The sequence below is a fragment of the Sporosarcina sp. P2 genome, from assembly GCF_002743255.1.
Classification (GTDB): domain Bacteria; phylum Bacillota; class Bacilli; order Bacillales_A; family Planococcaceae; genus Sporosarcina.
This window is the reverse complement of the sequence record NZ_PDYY01000009.1, coordinates 126,977-143,249: the sequence shown is the minus strand read 5'-3', so window position 1 is coordinate 143,249 and position 16,273 is coordinate 126,977. Positions and strand designations below refer to the sequence as shown.

Annotated in this window: 21 protein-coding genes and 1 other annotated feature (1 of these 22 only partly in view); of the genes, 1 reads left to right on the top strand and 20 read right to left on the bottom strand. The window is 42.4% G+C overall.

What is annotated here, in order from left to right; genetic code table 11:
• Window positions 1-45: 45 nt before the first annotated feature.
• The 10 genes from CSV67_RS11060 to CSV67_RS11015 all read right to left on the bottom strand — a co-directional run bounded on the left by CSV67_RS11060 (window position 46) and on the right by CSV67_RS11015 (window position 6,332).
• A complete protein-coding gene (locus tag CSV67_RS11060; RefSeq protein ID WP_099631642.1) occupies window positions 46-609 on the bottom strand; it encodes a ComE operon protein 2 in 564 nt (187 codons plus the stop codon).
• Window positions 610-622: 13 nt separating this feature from the next.
• Window positions 623-1,282 (bottom strand): helix-hairpin-helix domain-containing protein, encoded by a 660-nt coding sequence (locus CSV67_RS11055; protein ID WP_233192598.1) that lies wholly within the window; start codon window positions 1,280-1,282, stop codon window positions 623-625.
• A gap of 68 nt (window positions 1,283-1,350) precedes the next feature.
• Window positions 1,351-2,091 (bottom strand): class I SAM-dependent DNA methyltransferase, encoded by a 741-nt coding sequence (locus CSV67_RS11050; protein ID WP_099631641.1) that lies wholly within the window; start codon window positions 2,089-2,091, stop codon window positions 1,351-1,353.
• Entirely contained in the window at window positions 2,088-2,432 is a 345-nt protein-coding gene (gene rsfS / locus CSV67_RS11045) for a ribosome silencing factor (protein WP_099631640.1), read from the bottom strand. Before rsfS ends, CSV67_RS11050 begins: the two co-directional genes overlap by 4 nt.
• 3 nt (window positions 2,433-2,435) lie before the next feature.
• Complete coding sequence (gene yqeK, locus CSV67_RS11040) at window positions 2,436-3,008, bottom strand: bis(5'-nucleosyl)-tetraphosphatase (symmetrical) YqeK (RefSeq protein WP_099631639.1); 573 nt, start codon at window positions 3,006-3,008, stop codon at window positions 2,436-2,438.
• On the bottom strand, window positions 2,983-3,567 hold the full coding sequence (locus CSV67_RS11035) for a nicotinate-nucleotide adenylyltransferase (RefSeq protein WP_099631638.1): 585 nt from the start codon (window positions 3,565-3,567) through the stop codon (window positions 2,983-2,985). The genes yqeK and CSV67_RS11035 overlap by 26 nt, the downstream gene beginning before the upstream one ends.
• A gap of 10 nt (window positions 3,568-3,577) precedes the next feature.
• Entirely contained in the window at window positions 3,578-3,868 is a 291-nt protein-coding gene (gene yhbY, locus CSV67_RS11030; RefSeq protein WP_099631637.1) for a ribosome assembly RNA-binding protein YhbY, read from the bottom strand.
• A gap of 2 nt (window positions 3,869-3,870) precedes the next feature.
• Window positions 3,871-4,692, bottom strand: a complete 822-nt coding sequence (gene aroE, locus CSV67_RS11025; RefSeq protein ID WP_099631636.1) for a shikimate dehydrogenase — start codon at window positions 4,690-4,692, stop codon at window positions 3,871-3,873.
• Between the two features lie 21 nt (window positions 4,693-4,713).
• Window positions 4,714-5,814, bottom strand: coding sequence for a ribosome biogenesis GTPase YqeH (yqeH, locus tag CSV67_RS11020; RefSeq protein ID WP_199171301.1), 1,101 nt, complete (start codon window positions 5,812-5,814; stop codon window positions 4,714-4,716).
• Between the two features lie 2 nt (window positions 5,815-5,816).
• Complete coding sequence (locus CSV67_RS11015) at window positions 5,817-6,332, bottom strand: YqeG family HAD IIIA-type phosphatase (RefSeq protein ID WP_099631634.1); 516 nt, start codon at window positions 6,330-6,332, stop codon at window positions 5,817-5,819.
• A 155-nt stretch (window positions 6,333-6,487) separates the two neighbouring features.
• Between CSV67_RS11015 and sigK the strand changes: the two genes are divergently transcribed.
• Entirely contained in the window at window positions 6,488-7,186 is a 699-nt protein-coding gene (sigK, locus tag CSV67_RS11010) for an RNA polymerase sporulation sigma factor SigK (protein WP_085133471.1), read from the top strand.
• A gap of 220 nt (window positions 7,187-7,406) precedes the next feature.
• Here the strand turns inward: sigK and mtnN are convergent, their stop codons facing one another.
• The 10 genes from mtnN to alaS all read right to left on the bottom strand — a co-directional run bounded on the left by mtnN (window position 7,407) and on the right by alaS (window position 16,074).
• Entirely contained in the window at window positions 7,407-8,099 is a 693-nt protein-coding gene (gene mtnN, locus CSV67_RS11005) for a 5'-methylthioadenosine/S-adenosylhomocysteine nucleosidase (RefSeq protein WP_099631633.1), read from the bottom strand.
• Window positions 8,100-8,171: 72 nt separating this feature from the next.
• Complete coding sequence (locus tag CSV67_RS11000) at window positions 8,172-8,900, bottom strand: DUF1510 family protein (protein WP_158232926.1); 729 nt, start codon at window positions 8,898-8,900, stop codon at window positions 8,172-8,174.
• A 98-nt stretch (window positions 8,901-8,998) separates the two neighbouring features.
• Entirely contained in the window at window positions 8,999-9,475 is a 477-nt protein-coding gene (gene greA / locus CSV67_RS10995; protein WP_099631631.1) for a transcription elongation factor GreA, read from the bottom strand.
• A 218-nt stretch (window positions 9,476-9,693) separates the two neighbouring features.
• The gene (udk, locus tag CSV67_RS10990; RefSeq protein ID WP_099631630.1) at window positions 9,694-10,329 is read right to left on the bottom strand and encodes a uridine kinase; all 636 of its coding nucleotides are present in this window, start codon (window positions 10,327-10,329) and stop codon (window positions 9,694-9,696) included.
• A gap of 30 nt (window positions 10,330-10,359) precedes the next feature.
• On the bottom strand, window positions 10,360-10,995 hold the full coding sequence (locus tag CSV67_RS10985; protein ID WP_099631629.1) for an O-methyltransferase: 636 nt from the start codon (window positions 10,993-10,995) through the stop codon (window positions 10,360-10,362).
• A 23-nt stretch (window positions 10,996-11,018) separates the two neighbouring features.
• Window positions 11,019-12,197 carry an endolytic transglycosylase MltG gene (gene mltG, locus CSV67_RS10980; protein ID WP_099631628.1) on the bottom strand — a complete coding sequence of 393 codons (1,179 nt, stop codon included), beginning with the start codon at window positions 12,195-12,197 and terminating at the stop codon, window positions 11,019-11,021.
• Between the two features lie 51 nt (window positions 12,198-12,248).
• Window positions 12,249-12,539, bottom strand: coding sequence for a DUF1292 domain-containing protein (locus tag CSV67_RS10975; protein WP_099631627.1), 291 nt, complete (start codon window positions 12,537-12,539; stop codon window positions 12,249-12,251).
• A gap of 13 nt (window positions 12,540-12,552) precedes the next feature.
• On the bottom strand, window positions 12,553-12,972 hold the full coding sequence (ruvX, locus tag CSV67_RS10970) for a Holliday junction resolvase RuvX (protein WP_099631626.1): 420 nt from the start codon (window positions 12,970-12,972) through the stop codon (window positions 12,553-12,555).
• Window positions 12,969-13,241, bottom strand: a complete 273-nt coding sequence (locus CSV67_RS10965) for an IreB family regulatory phosphoprotein (protein WP_099631625.1) — start codon at window positions 13,239-13,241, stop codon at window positions 12,969-12,971. Before CSV67_RS10965 ends, ruvX begins: the two co-directional genes overlap by 4 nt.
• A 199-nt stretch (window positions 13,242-13,440) precedes the next feature.
• On the bottom strand, window positions 13,441-16,074 hold the full coding sequence (gene alaS / locus CSV67_RS10960; RefSeq protein ID WP_099631624.1) for an alanine--tRNA ligase: 2,634 nt from the start codon (window positions 16,072-16,074) through the stop codon (window positions 13,441-13,443).
• Between the two features lie 42 nt (window positions 16,075-16,116).
• Window positions 16,117-16,273, bottom strand: a binding site (T-box leader) (it continues 50 nt past the right edge of the window).

Sequence of the window (16,273 nt, the reverse complement as noted above, 5' to 3'; positions counted from 1 at the left end):
ATATCGCAATAGGAATCGCTATATACATCCATCGTATCGATCGGATTAATTGCCAAATAAATGATTCACCCTTTGCAAAAGGGTATCCAGTTCTTCAGGTTCAGCGCCAAGTTCCTGCATTTTCGTCAACATTTCGTTGAATAATGAAAATTTCTCTTCACTGGCGAAGTCAATAGAACGCTCGTCAAACGGCACTTTTTCAATCTCCACACCCGCTTGCGCAAATAGCTCAAGTGCATACTCACTGTTTCGATAATCTGCGGCATATTTAACGCGTTCAATACCCGCTTGAATCAATGCTTTACTACATTGTAAACACGGGAAGTGAGTGACATAAATGGTCGCCATTGCAACCGGTATACCATATTTAGCACATTGTAGTAATGCATTCATTTCCGAGTGTATCGTTCGAACACAATGATTATCTACGACGTAACAGCCGTGTTCAATACAGTGATCTCCGCCCGATATCGAGCCATTGTAGCCGCCAGCAATAATGCGTTGATCGCGTACTAAAATGGATCCTACCGAGAGTCGCGTGCACGTGCTGCGCATCGCCAGCAAATGACTTTGCGCCATGAAGAACTGATCCCAAGTAATTCGCTCCATACGGTTGCCTCCATCAATTAAGAATAATAAGTGGTTCTAATTTTTCAAATGTCTTGTCACCAATACCTGAAACGCTTTTCATTCCGTCCAATTGCGAAAAAGGTCCATGTTCTTCGCGATATTGGACAATCGCCATAGCTTTGGCTGGACCGATGCCAGGAAGCGTCTGAAAATCGCTTTCATTTGCGGTATTGATATTTACTTTTGCTGTGGAACTGTCCGTTGAGGAAGATGACGCCGGTTGCTCGTATACAGGTGGCTCTTCTCCCGCGATTGGCACATAGATGACAGATTCATCCTGCAATCTTTGGGCGTGATTCAACAACCTAGTGTCAGCGGCCTCTGTGTAGCCTCCTGCTTTATCGACCGCATCAAGTAATCGGTCACCGTCTTGCATCGAATAAAGTCCGGGATGTTTTACAGCACCTTTAACATCTACCAGAATCGCAACAGAGACAGCTTCCGCGACTAATTCAATAGGCGCTTCCAGTTCTTTATTTTGCACAGTAGTTTCCATAGTTTCGATTGGTTCAAATAGGGGTTGTCCATGTTCTTCGGAAAGTTGATCCGGCTGTTCTCGGGGAAAGAACAAAACAGTGGAAAGTACAGCGAATGCTGCAATAGGAATGATCAATGTACGCCATTTTTCGGTAAGGAATGAACGGATAAGCAACCATCCTTTCTTTCAGCACCGTATGGAGTCTTATTAACTATACCTGATTCCGAAATACTATGGTAGTCCTATTTTCGAACTTGGAAGAATATTCTTTCGCTCTCCTCTTCAGGTGCTTCATCTTCCCAATCCGCAAAAACCCGTTCAATACGAAATCCAACTTCTTCAAGCATTCGAACGTATTCCGGCACCGCGAACGTTCGTTGCATATGTACTTCGTCAAAACGCTGATAGGAATCATCTTCTTGTTTTACGAAAAACGCCAGTTCAGAATAAATCGAGTGATTCTCTTCTCCCGAGGTAGTTTGCCAAATATATGCAATACGTTGATTATCATAAACAAACGGTCCTTCAAGGAAAATCTCATCCATTTTATATAATGAATGCACATCAAACAGCAACACTCCACCTGTAGCAAGCGCACCATAAATTCGGCGAAACGTTTCCACGACATCTTGCTGCTGGATGATATAATTCAAGGAATCGATCGAGATGATAGCAGCATCAAATGTATCTTCCACCTCTAGTCGCTGCATAGGTTGTTCGATAAACTGAATATCTAGTGAAAGTGACTGCGCACGTTGTGAAGCGACCCCGAGCATATCAGCGGAGAGATCAATACCTGTTACGTATGCCCCTTTTTTTGCAAGTTTCGCAGAAAGTACACCCGTACCGCACCCTATATCCAATACTTTTTTCCCGAAAACGCCAGCAGACGCCAAATCGAGTAACTCGACATAGGCGTCATACGGGATATCATTCATTAGTTCGTCATAAATTGATGCGAACGCTGAATAGGAAGAACTCATACTTCATCCTCAACGTTTAGTAGCTGTGCGTCTCCCCATAGCTTTTCCAAGTTATAGAATCCGCGTTCATCTCTATGGAATACATGCACGACTACATCGAGAAGATCGACTAGAATCCAACGACCCGCATCGAATCCTTCCAAACGTTTCACTGTGTAACCTTCTTTTGAAGCCGCATCCGCTACTTCGCGCGCGATGGCTTGTACTTGTCTTTCAGAGTTAGCATGACAAATGATGAATTGATCAGCAATTAGTGAAATGCCCTCCATGTTTAATACTACGATGTCTTCTGCTTTCTTACTATCTACTGCTTCATAAGCTAATTCCAATAATGTTGGCATATTTCACTGTTCCTTTCTTCTACGTACCTGTTCATTATAGCAATCAAATGAATGTGGAAAAATGACTGCGTAACGCTGAACTAAAAATTTAAATGTGTGCTGGATGCATTCTGTCATTTGATCTTCCAGCGGTTCTCCGTCTATACGTTGGCGTAGCTCTTCGATACCCGGAAACTTTCTTCCTGGTTCGATTAAATCAGCGATATAGATCACTTTCTCTAGCTCACTCATTTCTGCACGTCCCGTCGTATGAAAACGAATAGCCTGCAAGATATCTTGGTCTTCTACACCATAACGCTCTTTCGCAAGCATAGCTCCAACCGGCGCATGCCATAATTCGGAGTGATATTGTGCATAGAGTTCATACTCTTCATCTCGTTTCAGTAATTCGAGTAATTCATCTTTATCCATAAATTTGGCATAATCATGAAATAGGCCAGCAATTTCAGCCTTTTCTACTGATACACCCACTTCTTCAGCTAATTTCATTGCGGTTTCCGTGACTCGCAGTACGTGTTCATACCGCGCTTTAGGTAAGCGTTGTTCTAAGTCATTTCGAACTTGTTGAAGATCCATATAATCTCTCCTCTCGAATGTAAGCTTCGACAGCCGGGGGAATCAAAAGTTGCACGGTTCCACCTTCTACAAAACGTTGGCGGATCAATGTGGATGACAAATCAAGTTGTGGTGTTTCTACCAATTGTACCGGGATTGCAGAAGTATTATCAGCACCTGGACGTTTTACACCGATAAACGTAACCATTTCGAGTAAATCCTCAATTCGGTACCATGTCGGTAACTGATCAATCATATCTCCGCCAATAATGAAATGAAAATGAACATTTGTTTCATCTTGTAGTAACTGCGACATCGTATCATACGTAAAAGATACTCCACCGCGCTCAATTTCAAATGATGACGCACGCAAGCCTTCCACTTCATCTACCGCCAGTTTCACCATTTGCAAGCGCTGTTCAGCTGACGCATCGCCTGTCGCAATCTTATGAGGCGGGACTGCAGTAGGCATCAACCAAACTTCATCTAACTGTAGTGCATAGCGCACTTCATTGGCAATTAATAAATGTCCAGTGTGTGGCGGATTGAAAGTTCCGCCCAAAATGCCGATTTGTTTCATCCGATTCTCCTTACGGTAATTGTATGCGCTTCTTCTCTGTCGATTCTCTGTATAAAACAATGGTGTTACCGATGATTTGGACTACGTGGATACCTTTGTACGCGCCAATCTTTTCGGCAATTTCCTTTTTATCTTCCTCGCAATTTTGAAGGACACTCACTTTTAGTAATTCACGTGCTTCGAGTGCTTCGTCGATTTGCAAGAGGATTGCGTCAGTCAAACCACTTTTCCCAATTTGGAATAATGCGTCCAAATGATGTGCTTCGCTACGTAAAAATCTTTTTTGTTTACCTGTTAACATGTTTACCCGCCAACTTTCATTGTAATCATATCGTTCATCTTTTTCGTGTCAGGATAGACGCCTGTCCACTTTTCAAAGGCAAGAGCGCCTTGATGAACGAACATTCCTATACCGTTCATCGTCTTCGCACCTGCTTGTTTTGCTTGTCGTAAAAATTCTGTTTCAAGCGGATTGTAAATGATGTCCGCTACTATTGCACCGTTTGCAACATTCTTTGGATCGAGCGGTAGTCCTTCTTGTGCAAAGTTCATACCGACGGATGTCGTTTGCACTACAAGTCCAAACTCGCCGAGACGATCTCTGGCGTCTTCTATGGAAAGCGCATGACCATCATTCATATCTGCCGCTAGTTCCGCAGCTCGTAAAGCGGTACGATTCGTGAAATAAAGAGGTCCGTAGCCAGCTGATTGCAACGCAAAGGCGATACCTCTAGCCGCGCCGCCAGCTCCAATAAGTAATGCCGGGCCTTTTACCGAATCTGAAAACTCTTCTAGCGACTTCACGAACCCCGCTCCGTCCGTATTGGCACCGATTAGTTTACCATCATCTGTTTGATATACTGTGTTGACCGCATTCATGACCATTGCCGATTCGTCCACTTCGTCAAGGAAAGGGAGAATCGCCTGCTTATGGGGTACTGTCACATTGAAGCCACTGCATCCAAGTGAACGCAAGCTGTTTATCGTTTGCTCTAGGCTTCCCGCTGTTGCATGAATCGGTATATACGTTGCGTCCAAGGCGTTTTCTTTAAACCACTGATCATGCATGACCGGTGACATCGATTGCGCGATTGGATCGCCTATAACCGCATACCATTTTTTCATCTGGTCTTCCTCCTGTCCCTCTTAAATCAATGAAGGTCTGATTTCAACATTCACACCTTTTGGTGCGTGTACAGCCACTTTTACATCAGCGTGCTGAATCGTAATCCAGCCAAGGCCTGAAATCACTAGGTCCGTCTTCGCTTCCTTAATCGAAAATTCATGACGTACAAGTGACGGCAACTTCTCAAGTGATGCAGGTCCTGGTGGAGATAGCATGTCACCGAGATGGTTTTTGTACAATTCATCAGCATTTTCCAACTTCGTCCGGTGAATTGGCAAACTGTTTGCTGCATAAATGTTGAAAGAAGAGCGACCACCTTGAATGAAGTCAAAACGTGCAAGTCCGCCAATGAATAATGTTTGTTCAGCATTCAGCTGATAGACTTTCGGTTTGAGTTCTTTCTTCGGCGTAATCAACTTCAAATCATGAGGATCCAAGTGATGGGCCATTTGATGATCATTGATAATACCCGGTGTATCCATCAGCATTTTTCCGTCATCCAAGGGAATTTCCACTACATCCAGAGTGGTTCCTGGGAAATAAGACGTCGTAATTACATCGTCCATGCCTGTCGCATCTTTGATGATCCGGTTAATAAAAGTAGATTTGCCTACATTCGTACAGCCAACTACATAAACGTCCTTACCCTTACGATAGTTCTCAATCGCGTCAAGTGCTTCACTCATGCCGTTGCCTTTTACAGCGGACACAAGCAATACGTCAATTGGTCTGAGACCTAACTTTGCAGCTTCTGTCTTCATCCAATTTTTCACTCGTTGCGGATTAATCGCTTTCGGTAGGATATCTGCCTTGTTGCCAATTAATAAAATATCCTTCTTACCTACAAAGCGATGTAATCCATTGATCCAACTACCGTTGAAATCAAAAATATCCACCACTTTCACGATCAAGCCTTGTTTTTCACCGATTCCGTTTAAAATCGCTAAAAAGTCGTCTCCTGATAAGGATACTGGCTGTAATTCGTTATAGTTTCGTAATTTAAAACAACGTTGGCATATGACATCTTCTTTTTCCAATGAAGCCGGTGGCGCATAGCCTTCCATTGTTTTATCCGTCGTTTGGATCGTAATACCGCATCCAATACACTTGATCAATTCCAAATTTAGTCCTCCCACGTAAGTAATCCTTTTCTTTTAAACCTTGCCATAATCCGTCGTTCAATCGCACGGTTGAACTTCGTAATCGTCGCATCGGAACTTGCGACAGGGACAACTAATATCGACTGCAGTCCCGCTCGATTTGCACCCAAGATATCCGTTAACAATTGATCGCCAATCATGACGACTTCTTTTTTGGGCAAGCCCAATGTAGCAAGTGCCTGATGAAATGATTTTTTCATCGGCTTACGCGCTTCGCAAATATACGGAATGCCTAATGGATCACAAAAGTGACTGACGCGTTCAATATGGTTATTGGAAACAACTGTGATTTGCAAGCCGGCATCGCGCATAGACTTGAACCACGCCATAATATCTTGCGTAGCATCCGCACGATCCCATTCAACGAGTGTGTTATCTAAATCTGTAATGATCCCTTTAAAACCTTTTTCAAGAAGGTCTTCCGGTTTAATCAACAAAACGGATTTTACATAAGCACTCGGTAAAAAATGATTTAACACATTATCCTCTCCGCCCTACAACAAATTCTTGTCTGATTATAACATAGTTGTGCGGCATGCACGCACAACTATGTCTGATTTTATCGCATTTCTTGTCAGTGATAGACCTTCCGTCGTTTGCATAGAGTAAACTACTAATAATCGGAGGTGGTCACATGAGCGGGTTTTTCCTGGCCGTCATGCAATTATGGTTAGAGATCCCCGCGCTAATCGGTTATATCAGAGGGCAAGCTTTCCTTCGTCCATTGTCCAAGAAAGAAGAAGCAGAGTGCCTGAGACGATTAGCTGAAGGTGATGAAAGTGCACGTAATGAACTTATTGAACACAATATGCGTTTGGTCGCCCATATCGTCAAGAAGTTCCAGCCGAAGCATGAACTTCTTGATGATTATATTTCCATAGGAGCGATCGGTCTGATGAAAGCTGTCAACAGCTTTACACCAGATCGAAAAACCAAGCTCGCAACGTACGCTGCTCGCTGTATAGAAAATGAAATTCTTATGTATTTACGAACACAGAAAAAGGTGCAAAAAGATGTTTCCCTCTACGAACCAATCGGCATGGATAAAGATGGCCAATCCCTGGAAATTGCGGACCTCCTTCAAACAAACGACATACCTCCACAAACAACCGTAGAACAAAACGAACAAAAAGAGCGACTCTACCGTCATTTGGATAAACTAGACTCACGCGAGTTGGAAATCATTCAAAGACGCTATGGCTTGCTGGATGATCAGCCGATGACACAAAAAGAAATTGCCGAGCAACTGAATATTTCCAGGAGCTATGTTTCACGTATCGAGAAACGGGCAATCGTCAAATTATATCAATCATTCAAACATGAGTATCAATAATACAAAAAGCGTTTCCGATTGTGCAACAGAGGCCCACAGCCCCCGCACAACGGAAACGCTTTGTTTCTTTTCTCAGTCAGCTTTAACCTCGCGTAAAATAACTGCTGCTAATAATACTGTGACAATAAACACTCCACCCATTAAGAATCCCATTGAATATCCCTCCTATCAACCAAATGAACTGCTAGTCTGTTTACTTAGACATTTTATCATAGAAAGATCAAAGTTTCGAGATGACACGCAAAACAATCTGTGACGAGTGTTTGGCAGCTAGCGGTAAAAATTCATCGAAACTAACTGTTGATTCTTTTCCGGCAATATCAGAAAGTGCGCGGATGACAACACATGGCGTGTTAAACTGATAACATACTTGCGCAACAGCAGCTGCTTCCATCTCTACAGCAATTACGCGTGGAAATCTATTTTTAATTTGTAGAACTTTTTCAGCGTCGGCCATAAAAGTATCAGCTGAAGCGATGGTTCCCACAGCATGTTCATATGTATCTAACCCAATAACAGCTTCTCTAGCAAATTCGATTAGTTTAGGATCTGAAGGAAAGCTTGCCGGAAGTTGAGGTACTTGGCCAAGCTCATAGCCGAATGCAGTTACATCAACATCATGATGTAGGACATAATCAGATATTACAATCGTTCCTACTTCAAGTTCAGGATTAGTTCCACCCGCAGAACCTGTATTCAACACTATGTCAGGTTTAAAGTTTTGCAAAAGGATTGCGGTTGCCATGGCAGCGTTTACTTTTCCGATACCACTCTTCGTCACAATCACTTGATGCTTGCCTACTTTCCCTTCGATAAACTCACAGTTTCCAATAGTCGTGATTTTTCCAAGTCCAATTTCTCTGCGTAGGATTTCGACTTCTTCCTCCATCGCACCAACGATTGCTATTTTCATTTATGTCCTCTCCTCTTTTCTACTTACTAGAATGTGCTGCACAGAAGGCAGCACATTGATAGTTCGATAAACTTACTTCAATATTTCCATTCTCACAGGTTTCCAACCTTGCCCATCAACCCATTCAAGATATACTTTGTATTTTTTGGAATTGTCCTTGCTTCTTACAATACCTTCTGATTTTTGAGGACTACCACCATTTTGAATACGCTCAAAATACATTTGATCTTCAGACATGCCGGTTGCATAGGCTATGGCTTTCTTTTTCTCAAACCAGTCATCGGACTGACCATCGTATTTCGAGACATGCTCGCCTGTTTGTTTTGTTCCAATAGGTTTCCAGTCAGGATTCACAACAACTTTCTTGACCGAATCCGATGAAGTTTCTCTCTTCGGTTTTTCCTTTTTAGGTTCTACCTTTTTCGGTTCTTCTACTTTAGGCGCTTCAACTACTGGCGCTTCCGGTTCTTCAACCACTTCATTTATCACTTCGTTTTCTTCTTGGGTCTGAGCTTCTGGTTCCTCTGCCTCATTCGGCTCTTTTGCTTCAGGCTTGTCCAACTCGTCCTCATCGTCTAAAACGATAGGTTCAATTGGAGCTGTTTCGGACTGTGTGGATTGCTTGGGCTCATCAATCGCCATTTCTTGTTGATCGTCATTACCGTTGATGAAAATTATGGCAACGACCGCAATGAGGAAAACTACTACACCAATTGAAATATTCAATGCTTTATTCACTTTGCTCGCTTTATTGCCTTGTTTTCTTGACATTCTCGAATATTTTGGATCTTGATCTGCCATTTCAGACATCTCCTTCACTATGAAATGAAAAACGTATACCGCGATGGGAATAAAAATTAGCAATACCGTCTTCTGTTAGCCAGAAGACGGTACGTGTATCATTTTATCTCAAGTATTTCTACTGACATTTCACCGCCGGGAGTCTGGATCTTTACTTTGTCATCTTTTTTTCGACCAATTAACGCTTTCGCAATTGGCGAGTCGTTTGAGATCAAACCTTCTAGTGGATTAGCTTCAGCTGAACCAACAATCGTATAGGTCTCTTTTTCACCATCAGGAATTTCTTTAAATGTAACTGTCTTACCTAATTGGACTTCATCGGTATTCAATTCATCTTCAGTAATAATGACCGCATTACGAATCATTCCTTCAATAGAAGAAATTTTCCCTTCGACAAATGCTTGATCTTCTTTCGCTGAGTCGTACTCGGAGTTTTCCGATAAATCACCGTAGCTACGGGCAATTTTGATGCGTTCTACTACTTCCACACGTTTAACCGTTTTCAAATGCTCTAGTTCTTCTTCTAACTTCGCTTTACCTGCGGCCGTCATTGGAAATTTCTTTTCTGAAACCATGTAATAACACTCCTTAAATGTCTGTTCATAAAAATACTATGTCACACTAACTTCAATTATGTGACATAGCGGAACTATTTTAGTTTTGACTATACTTTTTTTCTGTTTCGTATTCTGATCTAGATGAAACAAACTCTTGCTAGCCTTGCATGCATCCTAGTTTTTCTATAAAAACTCTTGCGGATGCTGAATTAATTTAAAATTATGTCATCATCATATTATACTTCGTCAACAGAAGCAAGAATTGTTTTTATCTTCGTTACCATCAAATCGATTGCGACCGCGTTTTCGCCGCCTTCCGGAATGATTATATCAGCATACTTTTTTGTCGGTTCAATAAACTGATTATGCATCGGACGCACAACGTTTACGTATTGCTCGACGACTGAATCTACCGTACGTCCACGGTCGTGAATATCACGTAAAATACGACGAATAATGCGAATATCAGAATCCGTATCAACAAACAGCTTGATATCCATGAGATCTCGCAATCGTTCATCTTCCAACACTAAGATTCCTTCAAGAATGATGACGTCTTGTGAATCCACAGTCACTTTTTCAGTAGAACGTGTATGCAATGTGTAATCATACGTGGGCTTTTCGATTGCCTGTCTGTTAATCAGCTGATGAATATGTTGGATCAGAAGGTCGGTATCGAATGCTAATGGATGATCATAATTCGTTGTTAATCTTTCTTCAAATACTAGATGTGATTGGTCTTTATAATAATCGTCTTGTTCAATGACGACGACTGAATGACCTTGGAATACTTCATGTATCTTCTTTGTGACACTTGTCTTACCGGAGCCAGAGCCACCGGTAATACCAATCACGACAGGTTTTTTCTTCACAGTGATTCCCCTTTTGTGGCCTACTGTTTACTACTTTTTCACAGCGATTAAAATGCCATCTCCTATTGGAACTAGAGACGTGTCATAGTGATCGTTCTGCATCGCCCAGCTCGTGAATTGTTGCAAATTACGTATCATGGTGCGGTTGCGTTTTGGTATGTCTGCATCTTCCAACAGCACCATACCATGCATGAACATATTATCACAATAGATTACACCTGCAAGACCGACGAGCGGGCTATATTTGTCGAAAAACTTTCGATATTGCCCTTTTGCTGCGTCGATGAACAGTGCATCAAATGATTCTTGTGGTAACTTGGTTTTATCTAACTCGAGCGCATCATCATGAATAATGATAATACGCTCCTGTAGTCCACTGCGCTCAATATACTCGACCGCCTTCTCATATCGCTCTGTATCGCGCTCGACTGTATAAATGACAGCGTCAGGAAAAGCTTTCGCCAATCGAATAGCCGAATAGCCGATTGCGCTTCCAATTTCTAGAATACGTTTCGGCTGCTGTATTTGTAGCAGTCCGATTAACGTATACAAGCCTGTATCATCCATGATGGGCACACGGTGCTCAGCAGCGTAGCGCTCCATCTCTAGGATGAGCGGCTCTTTTACTTCTACAAAGCGGCTAATGTACGTGTTGTAATCCGTCATATCTACTTCCCCTTTACGACGTGTTATTTATGTTGGCTGTCGATATACTTTGCTTTATTTTTCAAATGGGCTTCATATGTTTTAGCAAAATGATTCACGCCATCTTTATCTGCCAAGAAGAACAAGTAGCCTGTCTTGGAAGGTTCTACAGTTGCTTGGAGAGAAGCAGTTCCGGCATTCGAAATAGGCCCTGGCGGTAACCCTTTATTTTTGTACGTATTATAGACATTATCTACTTTCAAATCTTCATTCATGACGCGGGCTTTATGTTCTCCTAATGCATATAAAACCGTCGGATCTGTTTGCAGCGGCATACCCTGTTCAATACGATTATTGAAGACACTCGCAATGGTTTCACGATCTGCTTGTCCCGTTGCTTCTTTTTCTAGCAAAGAGGCAAATGTTAGCATTTTATGAACAGAACGATTTTTGCCTTCCTCCGCCCAATACGCTTTATACGGTATGACGTTTTGCACAGTGGCATCCACCATCGTATCAACCACTTCTTTGACAGTAGGCTTTTCCTCGTAGAACGGATACGTAGCTGGGAATAAATAACCTTCCAGTGCATAGCGTATATTCTCATTGAGAACTTCCTTTGTTATAACATCTGGATACTTGGCCATATATTCTTGAATGACTTGTTCATTCGTCACATACTCCATAAACTGCTCTTTGGTAATCGTTGTTTTTTTGCTTGTTCTATCTGCAATTTGATCAATCGTTAATCCCTCTGGAATCGTTAATGTAAATACTGGTGTGCGATAGACTACACCTGTTTTCAGACTCTTAATCAATTCATCTGGCGTCATGGACTGTGTTAATCCATACGTGCCAGCCTGGAAATCTGCTTCATTGTTTACTTTTGCATAGTATTTGAATACCCGCGCATTTTTAATGATACCCGACTCTTCCAGTTTTTCTGAAATTACATCCAAACCTGAACCGATCGGAATTTCTACTTCTACGATCTTTTCCGAATCCGGATCAACAGGCTCCAAGGCACTTTTTATGTATGTATAGACTGAAAATCCTCCAACTATCCCTACAACCAATACGACTGCCACAATCCAAAGCACTATTTTTCTGACGGTTCTCACTTCTTCCTTCTGTTCTAACATACGTTCAAACATGACTTCTTTTTTTCTTTGGGGCTCTTTTCCCACAAGCCTCACCTCTTCTTTCGCAATAGATAATTCCATTAAAAAGACGGAACGGTCAGCACCATTCCGCCCGTCACATGAGATTATCGCTTACTCTTCTTCTTCATCAAGGAATGTGTTCAATACTTCTTCGATCATATCCCATTCTTCATCGGATTCGATTTCAAGTAGTGCTCCGCCATCTTCTCCCTCTTCAGTCGGGATAAATGCGGATGCATGAATTTCCACTTCCTCGTCATCATCTGTCTCTTCGCCATCCAAAATGTGGTAAAGTACATACGATCTTTCATATTCTTTTGAATCAAATGTTAAAATCACTTCACATACGTGCTCTTCGCCGTTCTCATCTACTATTGTCATTGTTTCTTGTCCGTGTTCCATTGTTTAATCACCTCTAGTTTTTTTGTGAATCCAAATAACCTTGTAAAATCATGACAGCTGCCATTTTATCAATGACCGATTTACGCTTTTTACGGCTGACATCCGCTTCAATCAAAACGCGTTCAGCAGCCATGGTAGTTAATCGTTCATCCCACAAAATGACAGGCAAACCGAACTTCTCGCGTAACTTCTCAGCGTACTGTTCAGATGCTTCTCCACGGGGCCCTATTGTATTATTCATATTCTTAGGATACCCGACGACAAACTCCGTCACTTCGTATTCTTCTGTCAATTGTTTGACTCGTTTCATCCCGAGGGAACCTACCGCTTCATCAATTTTGATGGTTTCGATTCCTTGGGCTGTCCAACCGAGACTATCGCTTATCGCAATGCCAACGGTTTTTGTGCCAACGTCCAATCCCATAGTTCTCATTCTGCTTTACCTCTGTTTTCTCGGATATAGAACTTAACCAATTCCTCTAGAATTTCGTCTCGTTCCAGTTTCCTTATCAAACTACGAGCGTCTTCGTGGCGCGGAATATAGGCTGGATCTCCAGATAGTAAATAGCCAACCATCTGGTTAATTGGATTATAACCTTTTTCTTCTAATGATTTGTAAACGTGGAGCATGACTGTTTTGACTTCTTCCTCCATCGATTCTTCAGGAAAGTTAAACTTCATCGTTTCATCGGACGAATTCATACTCGACACCCCGCTTTCCGATTTCCATTTATGTGTATAACGATCTACCGTCATAATATATATAGTAAATAGATTTGTGGATTAACCACCGTTCGTATTCATTCCAGTTCAATCATCGGGGTAGACACTTTAGCCACCCCAATGAAATGTAACTAGTAACATGTATCTATATTTTATGATGAATCGCTCTTCAAAATGGTTAAACAGATTTTACATAATCATACACGGATTGAAGCGCATCATCAAGTTTTGACGCATCTTTCGCCCCTGCCATTGCCATATCCGGACGCCCGCCACCTTTTCCGCCACAAAGTGACGCAACATGGTTGACGATTTTACCCGCGTGGTAGTTTCCGCCTTTTAGATCATCCGTAACGCCAGCCGCTAGCATCACTTTCCCGTCCGTAACTGTACCCAGTACAATGACGCCTTTGGAAGTTTTTTGTTTCATTTCATCGATCAATTGACGTAAACCGTTATTGTCTTTCACTTCTACATTTGCAGAAATAACTGTGACGTCTTCGATCTGCTGAGCTGTTTCCATAATACTAGCTAATTGACTGTTGCCCATTTTCGCTTGCAATGATTCATTTTCCCGTTGAAGTTCTTTAAAGTCAGCGAGAATCGATTCGACTTTTGTGACAACTGTTTTCGGGGTAGCTTTTGCCGTTGATGCTACTTGATCGATGACAGCTTGATCTTCTTTAAATGAACGGAATGCTTGTCCACCCGTGAAGGCTTCAATACGGCGTGTTCCCGCTCCAATGCCGCTTTCAGAAACGATTTTGAATACGTTGATGTCAGATGTGTTGACAACGTGACATCCTCCACACAGCTCGACAGAGTAATCACCGACTTTGACCACGCGAACGATATCGCCGTATTTTTCACCGAACAATGCCATCGCACCCATTTCTTTTGCTTCTGCAATTGGTGAAATGATGGTATTGACGGGAATACCTGCCCAAACTTGTTCATTGACCTGGAATTCAATGCGCTCAAGTTCTTCTTTCGTGACTTGTCCAAAATGAGAGAAGTCAAAGCGAAGACGATCTGGACCAACATATGAACCTGCTTGATTGACATGTTCACCTAAAACATCTTTCAATGCGCGGTGCAATAAGTGTGTAGCCGTGTGATTTTTGACCGTCAGATTGCGTGAGAACTCGTCCACTTTTGTATGAACTGATACACCTTCATTCAATTCGCCTGAACTGATGAAGACTGTGTGCAAGTTCTGTCCATTAGGCGCTTTTTTTACGTCGCGAACTTCCGCTGTGAATGATTCATTTGAGATCGTTCCTTTATCAGCTACTTGACCGCCACTTTCTGCATAGAACGGAGTCCGATCCAAAATGATTTGTACCGTTTCCCCTTCAGATGCATGTGTAATGCGTTGACCATCTTGAACCAGAACACTGACGATCGCAGTGGTTTCTAGTTGACCATAGCCAATGAATTCACTTGCTTCATGCACTTCACCGAGAACACCTGATTGAATATGCATGGAGTCTGATGTAGCACGCGCAGCACGTGCACGGTTTCGTTGTGCAGCCATTTCTTCGTCAAATCCGATACGGTCAACTGCTACATCTTCCTCAAGGGCAAATTCCTCCGTTAATTCAAACGGGAAACCATATGTGTCATAAAGCTTGAACGCATCACTGCCTGAGACGATTGGCAAGCCTGAAGCTTTGGCCTTCTCAATGATCGTCGATAGGATCGCCATACCGTCATGCAATGTTTCGTGGAAACGGTCTTCTTCGTTTTTCACGACTTTCATAATGAACGCTTGTTTATCGTGGACTTCAGGATAGAAGTCTTTCATGATATCCCCAACAATAGGCACCAGCATGTACATAAATGGCTTATCAATACCTAATTGTTTTGCAAAACGAACGGCTCTTCTTAATAGACGACGCAGAACATAGCCACGGCCTTCATTGGAAGGAAGTGCTCCGTCCCCAATAGCGAATGCTACAGTGCGGATATGATCTGAAATCACCTTAAACGCCGTGTCTGCTTGCGTAGTTTGGCCGTATTTTCTGCCTGATACATTTTCTACAGCTTCAATGATTGGTAAAAACAAGTCCGTATCGAAGTTTGTAGGCACGTCCTGGATCACAGATGCCATGCGCTCAAGACCCATTCCTGTATCAATGTTTTTCTTTGGAAGCGGTGTGTATGTGTTATCAGGATTATGATTGAACTCAGAGAATACTAAGTTCCAAATTTCCAAATAACGTTCGTTTTCTCCACCTGGATACAATTCAGGATCGGAGAAGTCGTCACCGTAACTTGGTCCGCGATCGTAGAAGATTTCGGAGTTTGGACCACTTGGGCCTTCACCGATATCCCAGAAGTTTCCTTCAAGTCGAATGATACGCTCTACTGGAATACCAATCTGATCTTTCCAAATGGTGTACGCTTCTTCATCTTCCGGATGAATAGTAATGGACAGGCGTTCTGGATCAAAGCCGATCCATTGTTCATTTGTCAGAAAGTCCCACGCACGAATAATTGCTTCTTCTTTGAAATAATCACCAATAGAAAAGTTGCCAAGCATTTCAAAGAACGTATGATGACGCGCTGTATAGCCGACATTTTCAATATCGTTTGTGCGGATTGATTTTTGTGCATTCGCAATCCGCGGGTTTTCAGGAATCACTCGTCCATCAAAATATTTCTTCAATGTAGCGACTCCACTGTTGATCCATAATAGTGATGCATCATCAACTGGCACTAATGCAGCTGATGGTTCTACAGTATGCCCATGCTCTTTAAAATAGTCTAAAAACATTTGGCGAATTTCGGATGCCGTAAGTTTTCTCATCGTTTTGCTCCTCCTAAAATTAAAAAAACTCCACCCCTTGTATAAAGGGGCGAAGGTTTCATTGATCGCGGTACCACCCTAATTACCGCATGACGCGGTATCTCGAGTTGCCTTAACGCGGCAAGACGGCAGGGATTAGCCTGCAACTTCGGAATAGCGTTCGCTGTAGATCTGAGAGAGCTTTTTCAGCCAAGAAGCT